The sequence below is a fragment of the Burkholderia sp. RS01 genome, from assembly GCF_039748055.1.
GTDB lineage: Bacteria > Actinomycetota > Actinomycetes > Actinomycetales > Micrococcaceae > Arthrobacter.
The window spans coordinates 198,524-217,000 of record NZ_JBDLAK010000004.1 but is presented as its reverse complement, the minus strand read 5'-3'; the positions used below and the strand labels follow the sequence as shown (position 1 = coordinate 217,000).

Annotated in this window: 18 protein-coding genes and 1 other RNA gene; 10 read left to right on the top strand and 9 right to left on the bottom strand. The window is 66.2% G+C overall.

The features are described 5' to 3' along the window. The first annotated feature begins 122 nt into the window (after positions 1-122). Positions 123-1,472 carry an MFS transporter gene (locus ABFP37_RS06055; protein ID WP_139362849.1) on the top strand — a complete coding sequence of 450 codons (1,350 nt, stop codon included), beginning with the start codon at positions 123-125 and terminating at the stop codon, positions 1,470-1,472. Positions 1,473-1,568: 96 nt separating this feature from the next. On the opposite strand, the gene ABFP37_RS06050 is transcribed toward ABFP37_RS06055, so the two are convergent. After that, the gene (locus ABFP37_RS06050; RefSeq protein ID WP_347033015.1) at positions 1,569-2,030 is read right to left on the bottom strand and encodes a DUF6278 family protein; all 462 of its coding nucleotides are present in this window, start codon (positions 2,028-2,030) and stop codon (positions 1,569-1,571) included. A 95-nt stretch (positions 2,031-2,125) separates the two neighbouring features. Then, a complete protein-coding gene (locus ABFP37_RS06045; RefSeq protein WP_347033014.1) occupies positions 2,126-3,178 on the bottom strand; it encodes a D-2-hydroxyacid dehydrogenase in 1,053 nt (350 codons plus the stop codon). A gap of 82 nt (positions 3,179-3,260) precedes the next feature. On the opposite strand from ABFP37_RS06045, the gene ABFP37_RS06040 reads away from it, so the two are divergent. From ABFP37_RS06040 to ABFP37_RS06030, 3 genes are read left to right on the top strand one after another with little or no spacing between them, the layout of a single operon-like run. After that, positions 3,261-4,193, top strand: coding sequence for an NAD(P)-dependent oxidoreductase (locus ABFP37_RS06040; RefSeq protein WP_347033013.1), 933 nt, complete (start codon positions 3,261-3,263; stop codon positions 4,191-4,193). Next, positions 4,190-4,960: an SDR family oxidoreductase gene (locus ABFP37_RS06035; protein WP_078028757.1), complete on the top strand. Its 771-nt coding sequence runs from the start codon at positions 4,190-4,192 to the stop codon at positions 4,958-4,960. Before ABFP37_RS06040 ends, ABFP37_RS06035 begins: the two co-directional genes overlap by 4 nt. Continuing rightward, positions 4,960-6,030: an L-idonate 5-dehydrogenase gene (locus tag ABFP37_RS06030; RefSeq protein WP_347033012.1), complete on the top strand. Its 1,071-nt coding sequence runs from the start codon at positions 4,960-4,962 to the stop codon at positions 6,028-6,030. Before ABFP37_RS06035 ends, ABFP37_RS06030 begins: the two co-directional genes overlap by 1 nt. A 5-nt stretch (positions 6,031-6,035) precedes the next feature. Here the strand turns inward: ABFP37_RS06030 and ABFP37_RS06025 are convergent, their stop codons facing one another. Further along, positions 6,036-6,764 (bottom strand): FCD domain-containing protein, encoded by a 729-nt coding sequence (locus ABFP37_RS06025; protein ID WP_347033011.1) that lies wholly within the window; start codon positions 6,762-6,764, stop codon positions 6,036-6,038. Positions 6,765-7,003: 239 nt separating this feature from the next. Here ABFP37_RS06025 and gndA point away from each other — a divergent pair, with 239 nt between their 5' ends. Together gndA and ABFP37_RS06015 are read left to right on the top strand one after the other, a co-directional pair. Then, a complete protein-coding gene (gene gndA, locus ABFP37_RS06020; RefSeq protein WP_347033010.1) occupies positions 7,004-8,440 on the top strand; it encodes an NADP-dependent phosphogluconate dehydrogenase in 1,437 nt (478 codons plus the stop codon). Between the two features lie 149 nt (positions 8,441-8,589). Next, positions 8,590-9,423, top strand: a complete 834-nt coding sequence (locus ABFP37_RS06015; protein ID WP_347033009.1) for an oxidoreductase — start codon at positions 8,590-8,592, stop codon at positions 9,421-9,423. A 2-nt stretch (positions 9,424-9,425) separates the two neighbouring features. Here the strand turns inward: ABFP37_RS06015 and epsC are convergent, their stop codons facing one another. The 3 genes from epsC to msrA all read right to left on the bottom strand — a co-directional run bounded on the left by epsC (position 9,426) and on the right by msrA (position 11,577). Then, positions 9,426-10,010, bottom strand: a complete 585-nt coding sequence (epsC, locus tag ABFP37_RS06010) for a serine O-acetyltransferase EpsC (protein ID WP_078028764.1) — start codon at positions 10,008-10,010, stop codon at positions 9,426-9,428. A 41-nt stretch (positions 10,011-10,051) separates the two neighbouring features. Further along, positions 10,052-10,987: a cysteine synthase A gene (cysK, locus tag ABFP37_RS06005; protein WP_078028766.1), complete on the bottom strand. Its 936-nt coding sequence runs from the start codon at positions 10,985-10,987 to the stop codon at positions 10,052-10,054. A gap of 65 nt (positions 10,988-11,052) precedes the next feature. Further along, the gene (gene msrA / locus ABFP37_RS06000) at positions 11,053-11,577 is read right to left on the bottom strand and encodes a peptide-methionine (S)-S-oxide reductase MsrA (RefSeq protein WP_347033008.1); all 525 of its coding nucleotides are present in this window, start codon (positions 11,575-11,577) and stop codon (positions 11,053-11,055) included. Positions 11,578-11,671: 94 nt separating this feature from the next. Between msrA and ABFP37_RS05995 the strand changes: the two genes are divergently transcribed. Beyond that, complete coding sequence (locus ABFP37_RS05995; RefSeq protein ID WP_347033007.1) at positions 11,672-12,589, top strand: Nif3-like dinuclear metal center hexameric protein; 918 nt, start codon at positions 11,672-11,674, stop codon at positions 12,587-12,589. A 62-nt stretch (positions 12,590-12,651) separates the two neighbouring features. Further along, on the top strand, positions 12,652-13,389 hold the full coding sequence (locus tag ABFP37_RS05990) for a C4-type zinc ribbon domain-containing protein (RefSeq protein ID WP_078028769.1): 738 nt from the start codon (positions 12,652-12,654) through the stop codon (positions 13,387-13,389). A 68-nt stretch (positions 13,390-13,457) separates the two neighbouring features. Here the strand turns inward: ABFP37_RS05990 and ABFP37_RS05985 are convergent, their stop codons facing one another. From ABFP37_RS05985 to ABFP37_RS05975, 3 genes are all read right to left on the bottom strand, one after another. Continuing rightward, complete coding sequence (locus ABFP37_RS05985) at positions 13,458-14,222, bottom strand: peroxide stress protein YaaA (protein ID WP_347033006.1); 765 nt, start codon at positions 14,220-14,222, stop codon at positions 13,458-13,460. Positions 14,223-14,273: 51 nt separating this feature from the next. Next, positions 14,274-15,176, bottom strand: a complete 903-nt coding sequence (locus ABFP37_RS05980) for an alpha/beta hydrolase-fold protein (protein WP_078028771.1) — start codon at positions 15,174-15,176, stop codon at positions 14,274-14,276. 103 nt (positions 15,177-15,279) lie between these two features. Then, entirely contained in the window at positions 15,280-16,134 is an 855-nt protein-coding gene (locus tag ABFP37_RS05975; RefSeq protein ID WP_078028772.1) for a slipin family protein, read from the bottom strand. Positions 16,135-16,239: 105 nt separating this feature from the next. Here ABFP37_RS05975 and rnpB point away from each other — a divergent pair. Both rnpB and ABFP37_RS05965 read left to right on the top strand, forming a co-directional pair. Next, positions 16,240-16,631: RNase P RNA component class A (gene rnpB, locus ABFP37_RS05970), an RNA gene on the top strand. Between the two features lie 269 nt (positions 16,632-16,900). Then, positions 16,901-18,394 carry a glyceraldehyde-3-phosphate dehydrogenase gene (locus ABFP37_RS05965; RefSeq protein WP_347033005.1) on the top strand — a complete coding sequence of 498 codons (1,494 nt, stop codon included), beginning with the start codon at positions 16,901-16,903 and terminating at the stop codon, positions 18,392-18,394. The last annotated feature ends 83 nt before the right edge of the window (positions 18,395-18,477 follow it).

Sequence of the window (18,477 nt, the reverse complement as noted above, 5' to 3'; positions counted from 1 at the left end):
AACCTTGGGTATTGGCGAGTTGTTCATCATGTTGTACTCTGTTCAACATAGTGATCGACGCCATGGTGTTGCCGCTATCCCACAGGCCAACGGGGGCCTGTTGTGTCTTTGAGGGAGTGCTTGTGACTACTCGTACTGATTCACCGCTGGCTGATGCGGACGGCGCCGTCGTCGATCCGCAACAGCTGCGAAGGGCAACTCTTGCCAGCTCCGTCGGCTCCGCTCTGGAGTACTACGACTTCTACATTTACGGGCTCGCTACGGCCCTGATCTTCGGGCCGCTGTTCTTCAAGCCGCTCGGCGACGACGGCGCGCTGATCGCGTCCTTCGCGACCTACGGTGTGGGTTTCGCCGCCCGCCCGTTTGGCGGCATGATCTTCGGCTACATCGGCGACAGGTTCGGCCGCAAGATGGTGCTCATCCTGACCATCGGCCTGATGGGCTCCGCCAGCTTCGCGATCGGCCTGCTGCCCACGTTTGAGCAGGCGGGCATGCTCGGCGCAGTCCTCCTCGTGACGCTGCGCATCCTGCAGGGGCTCGGTGCGGGAGCCGAGCAGGCCGGCGCCACGACGCTTATTTCCGAAGTCGCACCGCGCCGCCGTCGTGGCTTCTTCGCGTCCTTGCCGTTCGTCGGTATCCAGCTGGGCACACTCCTTGGTGCCGGAACCTTTGCGCTGATTGCCATGGCCGACAAAGCTGTCCTGGAAGGCTGGCTGTGGCGTGTGCCGTTCCTGGCGAGCGTGATCCTGATTGCGGTGGCCATATTCATCCGGCTTCGGCTCAAGGAAACCCCGGTCTTCCAGGAGCTGGAGAAGCACAAGAGTGTGGTCAAGAACCCCATCGGCCAGCTGTGGAAGCACTCCAAAAAGAACGTCCTCATCGGCATCGGCCTGCGCATGGGCGAGAACGGCAACTCTTCGATCTACTCCGCTCTCCTGATCGCATTCCTGGCTTCGAAGGACGGGGTATTCCCGGGCGACAAGTTCATCGGTCCCGTTGGACTCCTCATCGCAGCAGGCTTCGCTGCCGTCATGGTGGTCACTTTCGGTGCACTGTCGGACAAGTTCGGCCGCGTGCCGGTGTACCGCTACGGCGCGCTCTTCCAGGCTGTCATCGCGCTCCCGGCGTTCTACTTGGTCACCCTGGGCAATGTCACGCTGGTCTGGGTGGTCATGGTGGTGGGCATCGCCCTGGGCGTCCAGTCCATGCTCGGCCCGCAGTGCCCCTTGCTGCCTGAGCTTTTCGGTTCCCAGTACCGCTTCACCGGTGTGGCCATGAGCCGGGAGCTCTCGGCTGTCATGGCGGGCGGGCTGGTTCCGCTGGTGGGGGCATCGCTCCTGGCGGCAACCCACCACTCCTGGCTGGTCCTCGCGTTCTACTCACTGGTGCTTGCGCTGATCTCCTTTGTTACCACGTTCTTCACTCCTGAGACCGTGGGCCGCGACCTCCTGCTCACCGAAGACGCCAGCTAGCGCCACGCCAGCTCGCAGCACTGTTACTTCGCCAGGGCCGCGGCCCCTTCCACAAGGGAGGGGGCGCGGCCTTTCGCTGTTTCCAGGCCTACTGAGTCAGGTTTCAGACGCCACGATTTCCAATACGTGCGCATAGTTCTGCAGGAGAGTCGGCGTACGCCTGACCAAGCGCTTCTCGGCGACAGAGACGACGGAAACTGCAGTTTTCCGGGTCACCCGGACGCACGGGCTGCCGTCTTCAATGACTTCCCAATGAGCCCCAGGGACAGTGTGAGTAAGGAGGTTGCCATAGAACATGCCGATGGCGCGGACCAGCTTGGCCAGAGCGGCTCGGTCCGTGAAGCCATCCATCAGCCGATCGATGGCTGCAAGGCCCTCTTCTGAGCGGGGTAGATCGTGCCCGATGGAATGGAAGTAGGCCAGCAGTTCGTCGTAACCACCAACGTTGGTCGGCGCAGGAGCGGGGGCGTCCGGTGCAGGTGTGTATTCGGCATGCCGGCGAGGAATTCCCGGTGGAAGGTGCTGCAGCGGTTCCTCGTAGCGGCCGGCGCCCATCATGTCGAAAGATTACGCCGGATGAGGACCTTTTGAACCGCAAAGGGCGGCCCTTCCGTTTCCGGAGGAGTCGCCCTTGGGGTCAGGAGCAGTGCGTTCTAGTAGAAGTGGACCGTGTCCACGAGGTGGGGGAGTTCGCCGCCGTCGAGGAAGGTCCGCAGGTTGCTGCAGAACCGTTCCGTGATGAGGCGGTTTTCAGCGGCGCTCAGGGCTGACGTGTGCGGCGACACCATCACCTTGGGGTGGTCCCACAGCGGGCTGTCCTGGGGGAGCGGCTCCACGGCGAACACGTCGAGGCAGGCATACGAAACCTGGCCGCTTTCCAGGGCCTCCAGCAACGCATCCTCATCCACCACGGTTCCGCGTCCCACGTTCACAAACACGGTGCCCGGCTTCATGGCCGCGAAGATTTCGCGGTTGAAGAGCCGCTCCGTGTAGGGCGTGCCGGGCAGGGTGTTCACGACGGCGTCGGCGGAGGCCAGCAGGCCGGCGAGGCCGCTGTTGTCGGCCACTTCTTCGATGCCCTCGATTGGCTCCACGTTCCGCTTGGTCCCGCTGACCTTCATGCCGAGGGCTCGGGCGATCCGTGCCGTTTCGAGGCCGATTTCGCCGAGCCCGGTGACCACCAGCGATGAGCCGCTGACCAGTCGCGTCGGGGTCCGCAGTTCCGGCCAGACCTTGGCGGCCTGGTCCTGGGCAAGTTCGGCGCTCCGCTTGAAGCCGTTGAGGATCCCCAGTGCGGCGAACTCGGCCAGCGGCAGGGCGTGGACTCCTGCCGACGTGGTCACCATGAACTTGTTCAGCGTTTCGGGGTCGAGGCCGGAGGCCTTCACGGCCCCGCCTGCCCCGGCCGCCATGGCGTGGATCCACTGCAGGCGCGGGTTTTCCCGCGCTATCCGGGCCAGCCCTGCGGGGCTTTCGTTCGGAAGGCCGTACAGCACCTGGGCCTGGCCCAGCATCCCCCAGTAGCGCTCCTCCTGCTCGGGGGTGCGGCTGAAGGCCGGGTCGCCGGCATGGTCGGCCGGGAAGCGCTCCGGAGGCAGCAGTTCGGGTTCGTAGAGAACGGTCACGGAAGGGTCTACGGCGCGGATGCGTTCCACCAGCTCGGCTTCGAGCGGGACGGCGATCGCGACGATGGTTTCAGTCGTCATAGTGTTCATCATACTGAATAGAGGCTAGGATACTGAACAGATTTCCATACATTAACCACGAAGATGTGAGGTTGCGCTGCATATGAATGTACAGAGAGCAGGCTTCGTCGGCCTGGGACTGATGGGGGCGCCCATGGCGGCAAACCTACTCAGGAACGGATGGTCCGTCACCGCCTGGAACCGCTCGCCCGCCGCGTCGGAAGAATTCCGGCAGCGTGGCGGCGAGGTGGCAAGTGAGGTGGCAGGACTCCGCGACGAGCCCGTGACCGTCTTCATGCTCCCGGATCTGGCAAACATAGAGGAGGCCTCGGCGGGGCTGCTGGCCAGCTGGGCGGACAGTCCTCCCGCGCGCGGCACCGCCCTGGTGGTCATGAGCAGCGTTTCCCCCGAGGGCGTCCGCGCATTCGGGCGCCGCGTGTGGGAAGCCAGCGCGGGCAATGCCGTGGTGGTCGACGCGCCGGTCAGCGGGGGCACCGTCGGCGCTACGGACGGGACCCTGGCCATCATGGCCGGAGCCGACGACGCAGCTGACTTCCGCAGGCTGCAGCCGCTGTTCGAAGCCATGGGAACCACGGTCCGGCTGCTGGGCCCCCTCGGCGCTGGATCACTCGCGAAGGCCTGCAACCAGCTGATCGTGGGAACCACGACGGCGGCGCTCGCCGAAGCGGCAGAGCTCGCCGAGCGCTCCGGCCTGGAAGTCGCGGCACTTTACGAGGTGCTCGCCGGCGGACTTGCCGGAAGCAGGGTCCTGGACATCGTCGGCCCGCGGCTCGTGCGCAAGGACTACACACCCACCGGGCCCGCCAAGTTCATGCACAAGGACCTTTCCTTCGTCGTTGAGTCGGCCGAAGCGGCCGGTGCAGCTGTCCCCATGGCGAGGGCCGGCGTCGAACTCTACGCGGAACTCAAACGGCAGGGTCTGGGGGACCAGGATCTCGCCGTCGTAAGGCAGACCATTTCGAATCTCAGCAGGACAACAGCGGACGCCGCGAAGAGAGGGACCCTTCCAGAATGAGTGCACTTTTTGATCTGTCCGGGCGGATAGCGTTGGTGACGGGTTCGAGCCGGGGGATCGGTAATGCGTTGGCGCGGGCGCTGGCGGATGCCGGTGCCACGGTGGTGCTGAACGGGCTGAATCCGGAGCGGCTTAAGGATGCCGAGGCGGCGATGGCGGCGGATTATGCGCCGGGCCGGGTGCGTGGCTGCGCGTTTGATGTCACGGATGATGCCGAGGCTGCGCGGGGTATTGCGTGGGTGGAGGAGCAGGTGGGTCCGCTGCAGATCCTGGTGAATAACGCCGGGATCCAGCACCGGGTGCCGATGCTGGAGCTGGATGTGAAGGACTGGGAGCGGGTGATTGCCACGGATCTGACCAGCGCGTTTCTGGTGGGCCGGGAGGCGGCCCGGCACATGATTGCGCGCGGGCGCGGGAAGATCATCAATATCTGTTCGGTGCAGACGGACCTGGCCCGGCCCACGATCGCCCCGTACGTTGCGGCCAAGGGCGGGCTGCGGAACCTGACCCGGGCGATGACCGCGGAGTGGGCGGGCTCGGGGCTGCAGATCAACGGGATCGCGCCGGGCTACATCCATACCGAGATGACGCAGAACCTGGTCGATGACGGGGAGTTCAATGCCTGGATCCTGGGCCGGACGCCGGCGCACCGGTGGGGCACGGTGCAGGACCTGGCCGGGCCGGCGGTGTGGCTGGCCTCGGACGGTTCGGATTTCGTGAACGGGCAGACGATTTTCATCGACGGCGGAATGACGGTGGTGGTGTGATGACGGCATCAACAGAGGCAGAGGCTTCAACGGCGTTGCCGGTGTCGGGCCTGGCGGTGGTCGCGCACGCGCAGGGTGACCTGCGGATCGAGGAGGTCCCGCTGGCCGTGCCGGGGCCGGAGGAGGCCGTGGTGGAGGTCCTGTACGGCGGGATCTGCGGCTCGGACCTGCATTACTGGCTGCACGGTGCGGCGGGCGAGTCGATCCTGAGGGCGCCGCTGGTGCTCGGGCATGAGATTTCCGGGCGGGTGGTGCGGGCCGCCGCGGACGGGTCCGGCCCGGCCGCGGGCACCCCGGTCGCGGTGCATCCGGCCACCCCGGGTCCGGGCGCGGCCCGGTATCCGGCGGACCGGCCCAACCTCTCACCGGGCTGCACCTATCTGGGCAGCGCGGCCCGCTACCCGCACACCGACGGCGCGTTCAGCCGCTACGTGAGCCTGCCGGTGCGGATGCTCCGGCCGCTGCCGGTAGGCCTTGACCTGCGCACCGCGGCGCTGATCGAACCCGCAAGTGTGGCCTGGCATGCGGTGGCCCGGGCCGGGGACGTGGCGGGCAAGACCGCCCTGGTGATCGGGTCCGGGCCCATCGGGGCGCTGGCCGTCGCGGTGCTGAAGCGGGCCGGCGCGGCCCGGATCGTCGCGGTCGACATGCACGCCAAACCGCTCGAGATCGCCGCCGCGGTGGGCGCGGACGAGGTCCTGGCCGCCGGCGACGCGGACGCGATTGCCGCCGTCGAGGCCGACGTCGTGATTGAGTCCTCCGGGAACCATCACGGGCTGGCCTCGGCCATTGGGGGCGCCGCCCGCGGCGGGACCGTGGTGCTGGTCGGGCTGCTGCCCACCGGCCCGCAGCCGGTCCTGATCTCGCTGGCCATCACCCGCGAACTGGACCTCAAGGGCTCCTTCCGGTTCAACGATGAAATCGATGACGTCATCGCCGCCCTCGCCGACGGTACCCTGCACATCGAACCCGTCATCACGCACGAATTCCCGGTCCAGGACGCCCTCGAAGCCTTCACCGTCGCCCGCAACTCCGCCGAATCCGGCAAGGTGCTGCTGAGCTTTGCGTAGAGCTGCTAGCGGCGTTGCACCGGGACGAACACCCGCGGCTGCTCCAGCCACACGGGCTCCATCTCCGAGATGGTCTGGCGCATGATCATGCTTGACGCCTCGCGGGCTTCGGCGGCGTCGCCGGTGAAAATGGCCTTGGCAACGTCCAGGTGCCATTGGAGCACGACGTCGCGGGGGCGGTCCGGCATCAGCCCGTGCACCGTGCGGCCGGTCAGTGTCTCGGCCACCTGGCCTACGAGGTTGGCGAACATTTCGTTGCCGGACCCGCTCAGCAGCAGGGAGTGGAACTGGATGTCCAGCTCGAGGAACCGGGGCACGTCGCCGGCCTGCCCGGCGTCGCGCATGGCGAGCGACACCTCCAGCAGCTCCTGGCGGAGATCGTCCGGAGCGTTCACGGCGGCGAGTTCCGCGGCAACGGGTTCGACGGCGGACCGCAGTTCCGCGAGCGACCTTAGCTGGGCGCCGCGGCCTTCGCCGGCCAGCCGCCAGCGGATGACCTGGGGGTCGAAAGGGTTCCAGCGGTGGGGCGGGAGGACCCTGATTCCCACGCGTTTGGTGGTTTCCACCAGGCCGAGTGACTGGAGCACCCGGACGGCCTCGCGGACCACCGAGCGCGACACGTTCAGTTCGTCCTCCAGCTCCTCCGCCAGCATGACGTGGCCCGTGGGGAGGCTTCCGCCGACGATTCGGGTTCCCAGGTGCTCGATGGCACGGTGGTGGAGGCTGGTTGACATATTGGTAAGCATAATCGGGCGGCGCCGGTTTGTTTCCCGCCTCACCCCGGCCGCGGGGCGCGCGCGGGGCCGCACATCATAGACTGTTTGTGACGCGCGTCTTTCCACTACGTGGGCGCCACTTTCCCCACGTGGCCCGCAATACATATGGTTTATTCACAGCCACTTTGCCTTAAGCGTGTTCCGCAGGACGTGCGGGACCTATTGCACACGTTGCACAGAAATGAATTGGAGTTTTGATGTCAGCACACATCGGTGTCACCGGCCTTGCGGTGATGGGCGCCAACCTAGCCCGCAACCTGGCCCGGAACGGCTTCACGGTTGCCCTGCACAACAGGTCGGTCGAGAAGACCGACACACTGCTGGTAAAGTACGGTCACGAAGGCGACTTCGTCCGGACCGAGAGCCTCCAAGAGCTCGTTAACTCGCTCGAGAAGCCGCGCCGGGTCCTGATCATGGTCAAGGCCGGCAAGCCGGTTGACTCCGTGATTGAGCAGCTCGAACCGCTGCTCGAGGCGGGCGACATCATCATAGACGCCGGCAACTCGCACTACGAGGACACCCGCCGCCGCGAAGCCGCCCTGGCCAAGAAGGACCTGCACTTCGTCGGCATCGGTGTCTCCGGCGGCGAGGAGGGCGCACTCAACGGCCCGTCCATCATGCCCGGCGGTTCCAAGGAGTCCTACGACGCCCTCGGCCCGCTGCTGGAAAAGATCGCCGCTAACGTCGACGGCCAGCCCTGCTGCGCCTGGATCGGCACCGACGGCGCCGGCCACTTCGTCAAGATGGTCCACAACGGCATCGAATACGCCGACATGCAGGTCATCGGCGAAGCCTTTGATCTCCTCCGCTCCGGCGCCGGCATCGAGCCGGCCGAGCAGGCCAAGATCTTCGCCGAATGGAACAAGGGCGATCTCGCCTCGTTCCTGATCGAAATCTCCGCCGAGGTTCTCGGCCACGTGGACACCCGCACGGGCAAGCCGTTCGTGGACGTCGTCGTCGACGCCGCCGGCCAGAAGGGCACCGGCCGCTGGACGGTCATCTCCGCCCTCGAGCTGGGATCCCCGACGTCGGGCATCGCCGAGTCCGTGTTCGCCCGCGCACTGTCCTCGCAGGCCGAGCAGCGCAAGCTGGCCCAGGAACTCCTCGCCGGCGAGGAAATCGCCGTAGACGTTCCGGAGACGTTCGTCGAGGACGTCCGCCAGGCGCTGTACGCCTCCAAGCTGGTTTCCTACGCCCAGGGCCTGGACATGCTGACGTCCGCAGCCAAGGAATACGGCTGGGACCTGAAGCTGGACGAGATCGCTTCGCTCTGGCGCGGCGGCTGCATCATCCGTGCGGAACTGCTCAAGGAAATCACCAAGGCCTACGCCGCCGACGAGAAGCCGGCAAACCTGCTGTTCGCCCCGGCCTTCACCAAGGCCATCGCCGAGGTCCTTCCGGCCTGGCGACGCGTGGTTGCCACGGCTGTGCAGCTGGGTATCCCCGTGCCGGTCTTCTCCTCTTCGCTGGCCTACTACGACGGCCTGCGCCGCAAGCGCCTGCCGGCCGCCGTGATCCAGGGCCAGCGCGACCTGTTCGGCGCCCACACCTACGGCCGTGTTGACGCCGAAGGCACATTCCACACCCTGTGGGGCGAGGACAAGTCCGAGATCGAGGCAGTGGACACCCACTAGTCACCGGTTAACGCAGTCTCCGGCTAGCGCACGACCGTTCTGACGCCAACGGCCGGCACATCCCCGATACTCTGGGGAGGTGCCGGCCGTTGTTGTGTCCGGCGCCAACTGTTCCGCCGAACACCGTTCCGCAAATCTAGGAGTCACGAGTGTCCCAGCCAGTAGCGTTCGTCACCGGAGCATCCACAGGCATCGGATTTGAGTCCGCGCAAAAGCTCGCCGCCTACGGATTCACGGTCTACGCCGGGGCACGGCGGGTGGACAGAATGGAACCCCTCAAAGCCCACGGCGTCAACGTCCTGGAACTGGACGTCACGGACGAAGAGTCGATGAAAGCCGCCGTGGACACCGTCCTGGACGCACACGCCCGGATCGACGTCCTGGTGAACAATGCCGGCTACGGCTCCTTCGGTGCGCTGGAGGAAGTGGATCTGGCGGAAGGCAGACGGCAGTTCGATGTCAACGTCTTTGGCCTCGCGCGGATGACCCAGCTGGTCCTGCCGGCCATGCGCGCCGCGGGGCAGGGGCGGATCATCAACATCTCGTCCATCGGCGGAAAGTTCTACGAGCCGCTCGGCACCTGGTACCACGCCACCAAGTTCGCCGTCGAAGGCCTCAGTGATGCCCTGCGGCTCGAACTGAAGCCGCACGGCGTCGGCGTATCAATCATTGAACCTGCTAGCACCCTGACTGAATGGGGGCGCATCTCCGCTGAGGGGCTGCTGGCCAGCTCCGGACGCGGCCCGTACATGGACCAGGCAAAGGAAATGGCCGCTGTGCTGGCGTCCACTGACAGGCCGGCCACGTCCACGCGCCCGGAAGTCGTAGCGGACGCAGTCCTGCATGCGGCGACCTCGGCGCGCCCTAAGACGCGTTACCCCGTAGGCCGGGGCGCGGCCGCAATCCTGGCGCTGCGGCGGATCCTGCCGGACCGGGCGTATGACGCCGCCGTCATGGCCGTCCTCAAGCGCGTAGCGCGCTGAGCTTAGATCCGGTACTCGATGTAATACTCGGCCGGATCCACGGCCGGTTTGGTCTCACGCTGGGCGTCACGGTGGCGCCAGCTGGCCGGTACGCCGGTCACGATGGACTCTGGCGGCGCATCCTTGACGACGACGGCGTTGGCGCCCACTGCGCTGTCCCGTCCGATCGTGATGGGCCCGAGGATCTTTGCCCCGGCCCCGATCGTCACACGGTCCTCGATGGTGGGGTGGCGCTTCACCTTCGCGAGCGACCTGCCACCAAGGGTCACACCGTGGTAGATCATCACGTCTTCGCCGATTTCGGCCGTCTCACCGATCACCACGCCCATGCCGTGGTCGATGAAGAACCTGCGTCCGATCGTGGCACCCGGATGGATCTCGATTCCCGTCAGGAACCGCGTCAGCTGCGAAATGAGCCGCGCCGGAAACCGAAGTGCAGGATTCTGCCACAGCTTGTGCGTCAGCCGGTGCGCCCAGATGGCGTGGAGCCCGGAATAGGCGAAAAAGTTCTCAAAAGAGCCTCGAGCCGCCGGGTCGTGGGACCGGGCGGCGTCGAGGTCTTCCTTAAGTCTTGCGAAGAAGCCCACAAAGATCTTTCTACAGGAAACGGAAAGCAGCTGGTTAAGGCTTAGCCCCGGATGTCGTCATAGAGGACGGTGGAGATGTAACGCTCACCGAAGTCGCAGACCACAGCCACAATCAGCTTGCCCGCGTTCTCCGGGCGCTTGGCGAGTTCCAGCGCGCCCCAAACGATGGCGCCGGACGAGATACCGCCTAGGATGCCTTCCCTGACGCCGAGGTCCCGGGCCACGGCCACGGAATCCTCAAGGGTGGCGTCCAAGACCTCGTCGTAGACGTTGGTGTCCAGGAGCTCGGGGATGAAGTTGGCGCCGAGGCCCTGGATCTTGTGCGGGCCGGGTGCGCCGCCGTTGAGGATGGGGGAGTCCTTGGGTTCGACGGCCACGATCTGGACCTCGGGCTTGCGTTCCTTCAGGACCTGCCCGACGCCGGTGATGGTTCCGCCGGTGCCGATGCCGGACACAAAGATGTCGACCTTGCCGTCGGTGTCTTCCCAGATTTCCTCGGCCGTGGTCTTCCGGTGGATCTCCGGGTTGGCCTCGTTGGCGAACTGCTGTGCCCAGATGGAGTTCTCCGTGTTGGCCACGATTTCCTGGGCCTTCTCCACGGCGCCGCGCATCCCTTCGGACCCCGGCGTCAGCACAATCTCGGCACCAAAGGCGCGCAGCATGACACGGCGTTCGGTGGACATGGTCTCCGGCATGGTCAGGATGACCTTGTAGCCGCGGGCAGCACCCACCATGGCCAGCGCGATGCCGGTGTTGCCGGACGTACCTTCAACGATGGTCCCGCCGGGCTTGAGCGCGCCGGACTTTTCAGCGGCGTCGATGATGGCGACTCCGATGCGGTCCTTGACGCTGTTGGCCGGGTTGTAGAACTCGAGCTTGACGGCCACCTGGGCATCCAGGCCCTCGGTCAGCCGGTTCAGCCTGACCAGGGGGGTGCCGCCTACCAGCTGCGTTACATCGTCGTAGATCCGTGCCATGTACTTACGCCTATCTCTCAGGAGGGAATACTTTGGTCAGCCTAACGAGGGCGCAAGCGACCCTGCTAAGCATTAAGCCATGCAGAGTAATATTTCCGTGCCTTGGCCAGCTTGGGGTTGATGATGACCTGGCAGTAACCCTGTTCGGGGAACTTGGCGTAGTAGTTCTGGTGGATATTTTCCGCGGGATAAAAGTCAGGAAGCCGGCTGACCTCAGTCACGATGGGCCGTGACCACAGGGCCTGGTTCCGCTCGATCGCTTCCTCGAAGAGGATCTTCTCCTCGGTGGTCTCATAGAACATGGATGAGCGGTACTGAGTGCCGACGTCGTATCCCTGGCGGTTGAGCGTGGTGGGGTCATGCAGGGCGAAGAACATGTCCAGGATGACGTCGGCGGGGATGACATCTTCGTCGAAGGTTACGGCAACAACCTCCGCGTGGCCGGTGGTGCCTGAGCAGACGGAGTAATAGTCCGGGTGGCGGTCGTGGCCGCCGGTGTATCCCGAGACGACGGACGTGACGCCCCTCGTTTTCTGGTAAACGGCGTCGAGGCACCAGAAGCATCCTCCGCCAAGCACAAAAGTTTTCATGTCCTCTTCAATGGTTCAGGCACGCGGATGATTCCCCAAGTAACCCTACGGCCTCGTAACGGCCACGGGACAGGCCCGACTGTAGGGTAAAAATATGAGTATGGAACCTGTGAACAGTGACGTGGCAGCAGCACCGGAGGAAACTCCGGAAGACGCCGCGGAATCACCTGCTGCAGCCACGCTCGGGCAGCTCATGCTGGCAGTCGAAGAGCTCTGGCCCGAGTCGCTGGCCGAGGAGTGGGACGAGGTGGGCCTCGTGGCAGGACACCCGTCCGCTGAAGTCACCCGGGTCATGTTCGCCGTGGATCCCACGCTTGAGGTGATCGACGAGGCCATCGAATGGGGCGCGGAGCTCCTCATCACGCACCATCCCCTGCTGCTCAGGGGTGTCACCACCGTCGCGGCGAATACCGCCAAAGGCAGGGCGGTCCACCGCCTGATTGAGTCGGGCACGGCGCTGCTGACCGTCCATACGAACGGCGATTCCGCCGTCGGAGGCGTCTCCGACGTGCTGGCCGACGCCCTGGGGCTGGAAAACGTTGCACCGCTGACCCCTGCCGCCAACGGCCTTCCGGAGGAAGGCATCGGCAGAGTGGGGGACCTGGCCGAGGCAACCACCCTGGGCGAGTTCGCGGCCCGGGTCTTCGGCATCCTGCCGTCGGTGGCGGGCGGCGTCCGGGTCTCCGGGGACAAGGACGGCCTGGTCCGCCGGATTGCCGTCTGCGGCGGGGCGGGGGATTCGCTCCTGGACGAAGTGCGGGCCAGCAATGCGGACCTGTTCGTCACGGCCGACCTCCGGCACCACCCGGCGTCCGAGGCGCGCGAGGCCGCGGTCAACGGCCGCCCTTACCTTATTGACGTGTCGCATTTCGCCAGCGAGTGGCTGTGGCTTCCGGCTGCGGCGGACGCGCTCGGAAATGTCCTCGGGGACCAGGGCCTCGACGTCGAGATCCGGGTGAGCACCACCAACAGCGATCCGTGGGACTTCATTCTGACTCCCGGCGGGGACTAGAGTCTATAAAGCCCCCGTAGGGGTGCCCGGCGCAGGCCGGATGGGAACAAGCGGAGGTAATCGTGGCCAAGGCAGCACCGGCGGAACAGTTGAAGTTGCTCGATCTCCAGGGCCTGGACGCCAGGCTCAGGTCACTGTCCAACCGCCGCCGCAGCCTTGAAACCGATCCCCGGATCTCGGATCTCCAGGCGGCGCTCGGAATCGCCAACGGAGAGCTCGGTGCCGCGAAGATGGCCGTCCACGATGCGGAGGCGGAGCTGAAGCGCTCCGAGGCCGATGTGGAGCAGGTGGCTAGCCGCATTGAACGGGACGAAGCAAGGCTCAACAGCGGCACGGGCCTGTCCAAGGACCTCGTGGCCCTGCAAAAGGACATCGCCTCGCTCAACAAGCGGCGCTCCGATCTTGAAGACGTCGAACTCGAGGTGCTGGAGCGGCTGGACGGCCTGCGCGAACGGCAGGCGGCCCAGCAGCGCATCGTTGACGACATCCAGGGCTCGTTCGGCGTGATCCGCGCGGAACTCGACGCCGCCCTTGCCGAAATCGCCGCCGAGGCAACCGAGGTGGCCGCCCGGCGCGCCGAGTTCGCCGCAGGCCTGGATACGGGAATGCTCGCCGTGTACGAAAAAACGCTGGCAAAGCGCGGAGTTGGCGCCGCCAGGCTCTTCCACGGCACGTCCGAAGGCTCCGGCATGCAGCTGAGCCCCGGCGACCTCGCCGAAATAAAGGCCGCAGCCGAGGACGACATCGTCTTCTGCCCCGACTCCGGCTGCATCCTGGTGCGCTCCGCCGAATGGGTCTGACCCAACTGGGTAGCAGTACGCACGGTTCCCAGCGCTGAGAACGGCGCCTGCTGCTACCTACTTGGGTGTCAGCCGGGCAGGATGATGTTCAGTGCATGTGCCTTGCGGGCCGTGCCGGGCACGAGCTCCGAAGTCCACTTCTCGCCCGCGGCCTTGTGCAGCTGCTGCGGCGTCTCCGGAGCCTTGCCCCGCCGGGTCAGCAGGTGCCGGGCCAGCTCGCCCCGGGTGTGCTTCGCGAAGTGGCTGACCACCTTGCGCACGCCATTCACCTCAGTGAAGACGTTCACGGCCACGGTGTTCGACGCCGGGGGAGTCCACGCCGCGGCATAGGTGCTCGACCGGCAGTCAACCAGCAGCTCGCCGTCAGCCGCGGCGGCGAGGGCGTCCGTGAGCTGCGGTTTCCAGAACGACGCGAGGCGTCCGACGTCGGGCAGTGCCGCTGACATGGACAGCCGGTAGGCGGGGACCGGGTCCGCGAACCGGATGGCTCCCCAGAGTGCCGAGATCACCAGCACCGATTCATCCGCCCTGCGGCGCTGGACAGGCGTCAATGTCTTGTAGCCCAGCGCATCGTAGAGCACCCCGGAGTAGACCTGGTGCGCCGGCGCGGCCGGTTCCGCGTGAAGCCGGGTGTTGCGTTCGACGTCGTCCTTCAGAGACGCTCCGACGCCCAGTATGGCGAGGGCGTCCTCGTGCGCACTGACCGTTCCCAGGGCATCGAGCACCTTGGCCCGGTAGGTGTTGAGCTCAGGGAAGCTCAGGGACGCCCAGTCCATGGAGTTGCCGCGGACGGCCGGAGTCTTGCCTTCGGACGGGGGGAGCAGGATTAGCACCGTACGATCTTACCGGTGCGCGTGCCGGAGGCACTTTCCGCAGGCGCAGGCTCAGCCGAGGTGCCAGCCCAGGAATGACACGACATTCGGCAGGACGGACCGCCAGTAGGCCTCATCGTGGCCACCGGGCTGAAAGCCTCCTTCGGCCGGGACGGGGAGTCCGCGAACGTAGTCCCTGACCGTGGCGAACAGCTCGTCTTCGGTACCGCAATCGATCCGTTTGGGCGTTGCTGCGAGCCGCGGCCGGAGCGCGAACACGTCGTTGGCCGCGAAATCGGCCGGGCTGTCGAAGGCGCTTTCTATTCCCGCGTCGTAGCTGGCCCAGACTGCCGGACTCATGGCCGCCACAGCCCGGAGTCCGGGGAGCCGGGCCTGCGAGGCCAGAAGGAGGGAACCGAAGCCGCCCATTGACACGCCGAAGAGGCCGATCCGCCCAAGGTCGTAGCCCTCGCCGCCGAGGAAAGGCACAAATTCCTTCACGAGCATCGACTGGGTGTCGCTGCCGTCCGCGCGGGCGTGCCACCAGGTGTCGCCTCCGTCCACCGCGGCAATGGCGAACGGCGCCCCGCCGGCGGCGAGATGGCGCCCTAGGACTGCCTGCGCCCCAAGAACATCGAAAATTCCCCTGTTGTTGCCGCCCAGGCCATGGAGGAAGACGGCAACGGGATAGTCCGTGGCGCCCCTGCCGGGCACAGCGGGCGTGGCGATAGTCCAGAGGGTGGCCGCCGCGGGCCGGAACGTCGAGACGAAGGAGCCGGTGGTCATTTCCACCGCCGGAGGGCCGCCAGGGATTGTCGACGGCGGCGCTGTGGCCGCCGTCGTGCTGTCCGCTTTCGCGCTGGCCGGTGCGGGCCCGGGGCCCGGGAGGCCTGTGCAGGCTGCCAGCGCGGCAACGCCGGCTCCGGACGCTGTCCACTGCAGCAGCCGCCGTCGCGCTACGGGACGGTTGCCCATGCCCCGATCATAAGCCTCAGCCGGCCGCCGGCCGCCTGCCGCCGGGCGCCTGAGGCGGGCGGTGCCTGCCACTCCGGCCCCGGCCGAACGGACGGGCCGGTGGCTAGGCGGCCTTGACCTGTGACGGCGGGGCCTGGGACGTCACCGCCTGCGACGACGCGGCCTGTGACGCTGCCGCCTGCGCGGCCTGGCTCTCGCGGGCCAGGAACGCCGAGAGCTCACCGATGGTGCTCATCAGCGGCGCCGGGAAAACAACGGTCGTGTTCCTGTCGACGCCGATCTCGACCAGGGACTGCAGGTTCCGGAGCTGCAGTGCCAGCGGATGCGCCATCATGGTGTCCGAGGCGTCGCCAAGGGCGGCCGCCGAGATGGCCTCGCCCTGGGCGGCGATGATCTTGGCGCGCTTCTCCCGCTCGGCCTCCGCCTGGCGGGCCATGGCGCGTTTCATGCCGTCCGGCAGCTGGATGTCCTTCAGCTCCACCAGCGTGACCGCCACGCCCCACTCGAGCGTCAGGGCGTCCAGGATCTCGCGGATGTCGGTGTTGATCTGCTCCGTCTCTGACAGTGTCTGGTCAAGGCTGTGCCGGCCCACCACCTTGCGCAGCGTGGTCTGGGCGATCTGGTTGATGGCGGCAGCGACGTTCTCGATCGCCACCACCGACTTCACGGCGTCCACCACCCGGTAGTACGCCACTGCGGAAATGTCGACGCTGACGTTGTCCTGCGTGATGATGCCCTGCGACTGGATGGGCATGGTCACGATCCGCAGGCTGACCAGGTGAAGCCGATCGATGACCGGGATGATGAAGCGAAGCCCCGGCATTCTGACTCCGACCACCCGGCCCAGCCTGAAGAGCACGCCCTGCTCATACTGCCGGACGATCCGGATGGACATCCTCGCCGCAATCAGCAGCAGGACGACGAGGATGGCGACAATAACGATGCTGGTGGGGTCCATGGGATCCCCTCCTTAGTGAGAGTTCTAGCGTATTAATTGTCTCACCGAGCCCCGGGGCCGGCGCGGAGCGGGGCAGGCCGGGAAGCCCGTAGACTGGACGGCGGATGGGTTGACCAGGCGGCCGCGCGTCACGCGAGTGGCTCGAGGAACGTCCGGGCTCCGCAGAGCAGGGTGGTGGGTAACGCCCACTCGGGGTAACCCGCAGGCCAGTGCCACAGAAAACAGACCGCCTGCCCCGCGCCGTTTTGAAAGCGGCACGAAGCAGGTAAGGGTGAAACGGTGGTGTAAGAGACCACCAGCTTCCCGGGTGACCGGGAAGGCTAGGTAAACCCCACCCGGAGCAAGGCCAGACAGGGCACGATTGAGGGCTGCTCGCCCGAGTGCCCGGGTAGGCCGCTGGAGGGCGTCGGCAACGGCGTCCGTAGATGGATGGCCGCTACTCCCGCGCTGGTAACGGCACGGGAGCACAGAACCCGGCGTATCGGTCAACCCATCCATCCCCTTGGCCAGCTTCGTGCCCTGCCCGGTGTGAGTGAATTCACGCACGCGGCGGCGGTCCGGGCATACGGCCCCGCCTTAGAATGGACAGTGAACGTAGAAGTTCTTCCGCCGGATCTGCGTTCGCAGCCGGCGGTTTTTCTTTGCAACGTACAACGGCATCCGGGGTGGACCGAAACCCTGCCGGTGCCAGCGCCCCTGGATAACTTCAGGTGGCCGCCATCCGGTTTACGACGACGTATCCGGTTGAACCAAGGAAGGTAGTTCTGTGAGCCAGACGTCAGATTCTTGTCTTGATACGTGGATGGGCCGCGAGGCGCTCGCCGAGGCCATGATCCCGGTGATCGGCCGGCTGTACCGCGAGAACAACGTGGTGACCTCCATCCACGGGCGCAGCCTGATCAACAAATCCACCATGAACATCCTCAAGGCCCACCGCTTTGCCCGCCGGATGAGCAAGGATGAGCTCCTCCTGGAGGAGACCGCGCCGCTGCTGGACACCCTCGCCAAGCTGGAGCTGGGCGCCGCGGCCATCGACATCGCGCGCCTGAACCAGAAGTTCAAGTCCGACGGCGGCGACGCCACTCTCGAGGAATTCCTCCGCGCCGAACTGGCCGAGATAGTAGGCAAGCGGGGCGCAGACGACCGCACCAGCACCGACGTCGTGCTTTACGGCTTCGGCCGGATCGGCCGCCTGCTGGCACGCCTCCTCATCGAAAAGGCAGGCGGCGGGCACGGCCTGCGGCTGCGCGCCATCGTGGTCCGCCGCGGCTCCGACAACGACCTGTCCAAGCGCGCCAGCCTCCTGCGCCGCGACTCGGTGCACGGCTCCTTCGAAGGCACCATCAAGGTGGACCAGGAAGCCAACACCATCACCGCCAACGGCGTCCAGGTCCAGGTCATCTACTCGGACAACCCCGCCACCATCGACTACACGGCCTACGGCATCAAGGACGCCCTGGTGGTTGACAACACGGGCCGCTGGCGCGACGCCGAAGGCCTGTCCCAGCACCTCCTGAGCAAGGGCGTGGCCCGCGTGCTCCTCACGGCCCCGGGCAAGGGCGACCTGAAGAACATCGTCCATGGCATCAACCACGGAACGATCCTGGACTCGGACAAGATCGTGACCGCAGCATCGTGCACCACCAATGCCATCACCCCGGTCCTGAAGGCGATCAACGACAAGTACGGTGTGGTCCACGGCCACGTCGAGACCGTGCACTCCTTCACGAACGATCAGAACCTGATCGACAACTTCCACAAGGGTGACCGTCGCGGCCGCTCCGCTGCGCTGAACATGGTCATCACCGAGACCGGTGCCGCCAAGGCCGTGGCCAAGGCGCTGCCGGAACTGCTGGGCAAGCTCACGGGCAGCTCCATCCGCGTCCCCACGCCGGACGTGTCCCTCGCGATCCTGAACCTCAGCCTTGAGCGGGGAACCACCAAAGACGAGATCAACGACTTCCTGCGGGAAATGTCGCTGCACTCGGAGCTGCGCAAGCAGATCGACTACATCGACTCCCCGGAGGTTGTGTCCACGGACTTCGTCGGCTCGCGCCGGGCAGGCATCGTGGACGGCCTGGCCACGATCGCCAACGAGAAGAACCTGGTGCTGTACGTCTGGTACGACAACGAGTTCGGCTACAGCTGCCAGGTGGTCCGCGTCATGGAGGAAATGGCCGGCGTGAATCCTCCGGCGTTTCCCGCCAAGGACTCCGTCAAGGACGCCGCGCCCGTGCTGGCCGCCGCTGCACTGGCCTGACGCCGACCCGGCTTAGAAGCCCCGGGCCCGTAACCCGGCCTAGGAGCCATCCAACGCAACCCGCTGCCCTGGCAGCGGGTTGC